Below are 7,231 nucleotides of genomic sequence, written 5' to 3' on the forward strand. Positions count from 1 at the left end.
TCTGATCACTTCTCTAATAGCCTCTAGACTAGTCAACGGAAATACATCAAGGTGCTTAACAATCATTCTAAAAATATCATCTTTAGATAAGTCCTGTTCAATATGTTGTCGCAATTATTCCACCCCCATTGGTCAAAACATTCTTCAAATGAAACGTAAAATCCTCCTTTCTCCTTAAAAAGGACTACGCTTACTGCCTTTTTAAGGGGCACTGCACTTTCAACTCATAAAAACAGATTGACTGACGGCTTTCTGCAGCGTATACAGCGCCTGAAGAATTTTCGCAAAGGATGTTCCATTGTATGGAAACTCATCTTCCCTAACTAAATTGATTTTGTTTTTTGCAAATTAACAATCATGTTTTTGGTAAATATTTGTATTATAATAAAATAAGTATTTAATCTGTTACATTATGATAATGATTATTTAACGAAGGGAAAGATGCTTATCTTTAAGATCATCCTATTCATTCATATTTTCGCTGGAGCAATATGTCTTATTAGTGGAATAGGTGCTATGTCTTCAAAGAAAAAAAGAGGTATGCATACAATTTGTGGTGAAATTTATCACAGTGCATATGTTGTACTCTTTGTCACATCCCTGACAATGGCAATATTGAATTGGGAAAGCAGCGCATATTTATTTTTCATTGGGATATTTTCATATTCTTTCGCGTTTATAGGCTATCTTGCTGCTAAGAAGAAATGGAAAAACTGGATTGCATCTCATATTAGCGGGATGCTCGGTTCCTATATCGCTATTTGTACTGCAATTCTTGTAGTGAATGTACCCAATATAACTATCTTGAATGAATGGAACCCATTAATTTTTTGGTTTCTTCCAAGCATTATAGGTTCACCGCTGATACTTTTGGTTGGGAAGAAGTATAAAAAATCCAATTCTATCTAAATACAGTCCAAAAAGCTCCTACAAATTCATTTAACAAACCCCAACATAAAAAAAGCCCCTCGATCAAGAGAGGGGCTTTTAACAATGGAGGAGTACCACTTAGGGGGTAGTACAATAACATAATTATCGCCAAACGAATACATTTATATTCATTGTTATTCGGCAAACAAGTTAGTGTATAAGCTTATTTATCTGTGTAAGCAAATATCTACTATTTCAGAGATGCCAACCATGGTTTGTTGTTGGTAATTTGTAATCTAATCTCAATACCAAGTACAATAATTTGTCAACTCCACTATTCATAGCGCCCGCTTTTTCCACTTACTAGAAAAGACAAAGCTTCTTCTGCACAATAGTTAGCTAATTTACAGCCCTCTGCCTCGCCTACACCAGTTCATTCAATTCAGACTGGGCTAAATCACCAGCTGCTTTCACACGGATACGGGTTGCATTCCCAGGCATATATGCTAAAGGTACATCTTCTATGTCGACAATAACAAGCGTTTCGGGATCGGCTCCGGCGCTGATCGCTTCTGACATCGCTATTTCCTTTGCCTGTTCCAATGCTGTTTCCCTTCCAATTTCAGCTATTGCATATACTTTTTCAATCTGCCCGCTAACCTGGGAGATAGCCGATCCAATGGCATTTGCTACACCTGAATGTAATGGGCGTATGACTTCAGATGCACCTGTTAATTCCTTAGGTAAAAGGATGCTTCCACCTCCAACGAGAATGACAGGAACTGGTGCAGCACTTGTTTTCATCTTATCAATGGCTTCTTCGACCAGGTTGACCATATTTAAATAGACTCTATTTAATAATTCCTTATCAAGGTGGGCCACTTTTGAAGCATCACCAAGTTTCACCTTTCCAAGTGCCACAGCAACATCAGTTGTCGTTAAAGTATCACCTCCGAAAATCAAGGCTTTTTCTGGCAGTCGGTAACCGACACTGTCCGGTCCAATTGTGAACTCTCCATTATCTCCTATGCGGATTATTGTCCCTCCGCCAAGTCCAATCGAAATTAAATCAGGCATCCGGAAGTTTGTTCTGGCTCCTCCAATCTCTACTGCCAAAGAAGATTCCCTTGGAAACGATTGTACCAGAACACCAATATCCGTTGTTGTCCCCCCAACATCAACAACGATTGCATCTGTTAACTCACTCAAATAGGATGCTCCCCTTAATGAGTTAGTCGGACCGCAAGCAACAGTGAAGATTGGGTATTTAACCGCATATTCAATTGACATTAATGTCCCATCGTTTTGGCAAAAGAATACTTTTGCCTCAATTCCTTCGTTCTTCAGGGCATTGATGAATCCGTCAGCAGTTGTTTTAGCGACATTTACGACAGCAGCATTAAGAATCGTCGCATTTTCCCTTTCCAGTAAACCGACTGAACCAATTTCTGAAGATAAAGATATTGAAATTTCTTCTCCCAGCACTTCTTTGAAAATTTCACTTGCTCTTAGTTCATGTGATTGCGATACAGGTGAGAAGACAGAAGTAATCGCGATCGAATCCACTTTCCCGTTGATTTCCTCGGCAATTTGATACAAACGAGCTTCATCTAATTCAACAATCTCCCGGCCATCATATTCATGCCCGCCGCGGATTAGGTATACGTATTTTCCGAGTACTGCGCAGAGGTCTTCAGGTACGCCGATCAGCGGTTTAACCGCTAAAGTAGCCGGTGCACCAATACGGATTGCTGCGATTTTGTTTAATCTCTTTCGTTCAACGATAGCATTTGTACAATGGGTCGTACCCAGCATTGCATACTTAATTTGCTCCCGCGGAACCTTTGCATCATCGATTATTTTTCTCATTGCTGTATAGATGCCAATGGAAACATCTTCCGTTGTATGCGATTTTGTTTCCGAAATGACCTGATTATATTGATCTAAAAGCACGGCATCTGTATGGGTTCCCCCGACATCAATTCCTATTCGATAAACACCCATTATGCTATCCCTCCTTTTTTCACTAGTTCTTCAACAGGTACATAACCTACTTCATAGCCAAAGTATCTTGGGCCTACAGCTTCAATTCCCTTTTCCGTTCGCCACTTAGGATGGCATGGCATTCCGATCACCACGCATCTTGCTCCATAACGGATCCCTTCAGTAGTGATTGGCAAGCCTGTTTCTGCATCAAGCACGGCAATCAAATCTGGAGTGACACAAAGCAAGCGTTTCTCTGTCTGTGCAATTAAATGTTCATTTTGGAATCGCACCTCGAGTTTTTCTCCCTTATACTCATTGATTCCCTCGAATGTTGCCACACCTCTAGCAAATCCCGCCTCTGTCTTGCGGTTGATATCACTCACTTTTCCACGGAACAATTCAAACCCGTCCGCCTTATTCAACACTTCTTTTATTGGATCAACATTGTTTTGCTTTGCAAGCCTTATTGTCTTACCGATTTGTTCCTCTAAACTTAGTATATTTCTAATTCCGCTTTCCTTTATATTCTTTCCTGTCATTGGATAGATGGCTGTCATGGTGGAACCGCCCATTTCAATCGTTGCTGCACGGGCAATCCTTTCTGTCCAGACATTGTTTATGGTTGAGAGCAGTGACGTATTGCCTTTCTCATCCGCAAGGACCATCGGCGTGGCTGCAATTCCATCCAAATAAAAAGTGACCATCTGCAATTCCGGGAATGCTCTTCCCATTCCATCAACATCCACTACAGGCAAGCCAAGCTTGGCAGCAAGTGCAAGTGGCACCATCGAATTCACTCCGCCTGCTTCAATCGGCATCGTTGCAAAAATCTTTTTTCCTAAATAAGCTTCGAGGTTTTTGAAAGCGGCTGTTGCTTCTTCACCACTTGGAGCTTTTTCCAACATTACCGTCGGCGCTCCCATCATCGCGGAAGGTACTACTAATGCGTCATCAGGAACTTCATCCACATCCAACAATGTGATTTCCCCATATTCTTCAATTGCCTGTAAAGCCATTAGTTTACCAATGTAAGGATCTCCTCCTCCGCCCGTTCCGAGTAAAGCCGCACCTACTGCAATATCTTCAATTTCCTGTTTACCTAATCTCCTCATTCTCAAAACCCCCGATTTTCAAAAATTATGATGCGATATGATCCCTATTCTCTTTTTTTCCTTTGATGGATTTAATAAATAACACACCTGCGTAATAGATAATGCCGCTTATTAGAAGGGAATTGATAGATGGTATGCCAACTGTAATGAAATAGCCGCTTGCAAATCCTGCTGCCCAGGCAACTAGTGTAATTGGATTCAATTTTTCAGGCTCAGATGGCAATGTTCCTTTCTCCCTGCTTTCATCAAGGGCTTCTCGATACGTTCTAAGCACGAAGTAATCAACCACCATAATTCCGGCTATTGGAGGTATCATGATTCCAAGTAAAACAAGGAAGTCTACAAATCTATCGAGAATGCCCATAATGGAAAGCAAAGTGCCGATAGCACCAATTACAAGTGTAACGAGTCCTCGATTCATCTTGACCTTAAAAACCGAATCGAAAATATTAGTAAAGCCAAGAGAAGAGGAATATAAATTTACGTTATTAATTTTCACTGTGGAAAAAACGACAACTGCAGCGCCAAGCCAGCCAGACGTTTGTAGCATGATGCTGACAACATCGCTCGTTTTTGCTGCATGGGCCATTAACACAGCGATCATTCCTACACCAAGTTCACCCACAAGTGTACCAATGGTAGTCATCCAAAAAACATCCTTACCGTTTCGGGCAAACCGACTGAAGTCAGGTGTGATTACAGCACCTATAATGAATCCTCCAGCAACCATTGTTGCACCCACGCCCAGAGAAAGACTCTCTCCCGGAGGCGGCGTTCCCATTAAACTGAAAATGGAATGATCACTAAGAACTTGATAGATGCCAATCCCTACCACCAATAGAAAAGCAGGAACGGTAATCTTGGCAGTCATGCTTAATAGCTTAAATCCAAATATAACCAGTACAGTAACGCCTAATCCGGTAATGGCAGCTGCAATTGGGAGGGTCAATTTACCGTTGGTGGCTTCAACCAATCCATTAGCAAAAACAGTGTTCTGTACTCCAAACCAGCCAATTGTACAAAAAGCGATGACTGCGCCAATGATACTTGAACCATACCTGCCGAATCCTGTCCAACGCGACAATAGACTGGTTGAAAGGCCTTCACGTGCACCGGCATAACCGATTAGAAAACTTATAACTTGTAAAATGACACTTCCAAACATCATGGCCCAAAACGCCTGCCAAAAAGTCATTCCGTATCCTAATGCCGCACCTAGCATAAATTGAGAAAGTGTAGCTAGAGCACCGACTCTGACAATCATGATATCCCACATTGGCAATCTCGCATTTTGTGGAACTCTCGATAGAGAGTAATCGTCACCCAACTTTGTATGATCTTCCATAAATTCACCCCCTATGAATTACTCCTTAGCTTTATCGATCAACTTGGAGATTTCCCTGCCTTTTTAAATTTAATATCCAGAATATTCCGTTAATTCACTTTGCCAGAGTCGTTGGTTTTCTTTTTCTTAAAAAAGTTTATGATTTTTTTACTCTCTGTTTAGAAGGTGGAGTCATGTAGGTCAAGCGGCTTTGTTTAACCCCCATAGCAATTAAAATTTCAAGCATCTTTGTTGCTGCAAATGCGGGATCAATAACCGGAACATCATAACCTCTTTGCGATAATCGTTCCTGAAGCTCCGCTGCAACACCCATAAAGCCTGTACACCCTAACACTAAAGCATGGGCATTGTCATGTTCAATCGCCTTTATCATTTCTTCAAACAACGCACATTTTAACTTTTCCTTATCTTGAACTTCCAGAACAGGAATATTTACATATCGAATGGAAGCGACATTCCCATCCACACCTAGGGTCTTACTTATGTTCTCAATCATGGGCACAACATTAGGCAGCACCGTTACAATCGAAAAGGATTTTGCTAATGAGCTCGCAACAAGCATGGAAGACTCACACGGCCCAACAACGGGAATATCCAATATTTCTCTTGCAGGCTTCACACCTGGATCTCCAAAACAATCACTAATTACACCCTCATACCCCTCTTCTTCAGCCTGCTTTGCTTTTTCCAGGAAATTAGGTATACATAGTGCTTCATCATATTCGCTTTCAATTGATTCAGGTCCATAATCAAGGTTGCAAACTCCTACTTCAGTGTTTTCAGAAACATAAGATTTAATCTCTCTTCTAATTTCTTCATTAAAAATATCCGATATAACCGGCATGATCACTTTAATTTTCATTGGGATACACTCCTTTGTTTTTAATAGACCCTCTAACCATTTTTATTTTTTTGTCATGATTTCATTATTTATATCACCCCCTTTTAGCAACTAATCCATTTCTGCAATAGACCTTTTTATTATTCACTTTTGGACATATTTTCTCTCTATATCACTAAACATGGAGCTGATGAATCGATCTGCAATATGAACTTGTTCCATTAAATCTTGTCCCTCATACAAGTTTATACCCCAGAACAATCCATTCCCGAGTAAAACATATTGCTTAATGATTTGGTCCACTTCGTCGGCGGAAATGCCCGGATACCTATGCCTCAAAAGTTCCTCAAGTGAACTCGCCATCCAGTCATTAAAATGCAACAAATACTTTTGTAAATATAGTTTGATTTCCGGAATGGGTGACGTCACCAACGATATATACGCCATGGTCCCTCGCTCATCATCTTTGTGATACTTGACGATTCCATGAAGCATTTCACTAAAAATCTGATCAACTGATCGTGAACTTGTTTTAGCTAAAATCCGTTTCATTTCGGCTAAATGGTTATCAAGTAATTGTTGAAAAGCGGCAATAAATAATTCCTCTTTGTTTTTATAAAAAAAATAAATGGATGCTGGTTTTATTCCCACTTCATCCGCAATTTTCTTCATGGTAGCTCCTTGATATCCATGTAGTGAATAATGCAAAAGGGCTGCATCTATCAATTCTTGCTTTTTCAATTCATCCCCACCTAACGTTTATTAGGTAAATTATATAGCGTATTTTTCTGAAAAACAATAATTTTCTGAAAAAATAATCCGCGATAATAATTATTCTTGTGATAACAGTAGTTGCACCGAGATTAACACATGAACCTTTTGATAGGAAATATTGTAATCTAGTATGTTCTTAAACGATAATTCATGGTTCAAAAATTATTTTGCTTATAATTCCTAATAAAACAAGGTTGTTTTCGCATACTTTGTTGCTATTTACCAAGTAAAGCGGTGTGGTTGATTTTCCCTCCAGATGCTCGCTTTCCGCGGGGCGGGCGTTGAGCCTCCTCGGCGTAAACG

General features: G+C 40.1%; 6 protein-coding genes. 1 reads left to right on the forward strand and 5 read right to left on the reverse strand.

The window, feature by feature from the left end; translation table 11 throughout:
• Positions 1-441 precede the first annotated feature (441 nt).
• Positions 442-909 carry a DUF2306 domain-containing protein gene (locus tag ACFVSH_RS20805; protein ID WP_260287254.1) on the forward strand — a complete coding sequence of 156 codons (468 nt, stop codon included), beginning with the start codon at positions 442-444 and terminating at the stop codon, positions 907-909.
• Positions 910-1,293: 384 nt separating this feature from the next.
• On the opposite strand, the gene ACFVSH_RS20810 is transcribed toward ACFVSH_RS20805, so the two are convergent.
• From ACFVSH_RS20810 to ACFVSH_RS20830, 5 genes are all read right to left on the reverse strand, one after another.
• Positions 1,294-2,874, reverse strand: a complete 1,581-nt coding sequence (locus ACFVSH_RS20810) for a hydantoinase/oxoprolinase N-terminal domain-containing protein (protein ID WP_387707608.1) — start codon at positions 2,872-2,874, stop codon at positions 1,294-1,296.
• On the reverse strand, positions 2,874-3,968 hold the full coding sequence (locus tag ACFVSH_RS20815) for an S-methyl thiohydantoin desulfurase family protein (protein WP_076368701.1): 1,095 nt from the start codon (positions 3,966-3,968) through the stop codon (positions 2,874-2,876). Before ACFVSH_RS20815 ends, ACFVSH_RS20810 begins: the two co-directional genes overlap by 1 nt.
• A 25-nt stretch (positions 3,969-3,993) precedes the next feature.
• Positions 3,994-5,313, reverse strand: coding sequence for a purine-cytosine permease family protein (locus ACFVSH_RS20820; protein WP_387707610.1), 1,320 nt, complete (start codon positions 5,311-5,313; stop codon positions 3,994-3,996).
• A 136-nt stretch (positions 5,314-5,449) separates the two neighbouring features.
• On the reverse strand, positions 5,450-6,175 hold the full coding sequence (locus ACFVSH_RS20825; RefSeq protein ID WP_387707612.1) for an aspartate/glutamate racemase family protein: 726 nt from the start codon (positions 6,173-6,175) through the stop codon (positions 5,450-5,452).
• Positions 6,176-6,298: 123 nt separating this feature from the next.
• Positions 6,299-6,895: a TetR/AcrR family transcriptional regulator gene (locus ACFVSH_RS20830; protein ID WP_387707614.1), complete on the reverse strand. Its 597-nt coding sequence runs from the start codon at positions 6,893-6,895 to the stop codon at positions 6,299-6,301.
• Positions 6,896-7,231: the final 336 nt, after the last annotated feature.

The sequence above is a fragment of the Peribacillus sp. NPDC058002 genome, assembly GCF_042886655.1.
In the GTDB taxonomy this organism is placed as follows: Bacteria; Bacillota; Bacilli; order Bacillales; family DSM-1321; genus Peribacillus; species Peribacillus aracenensis.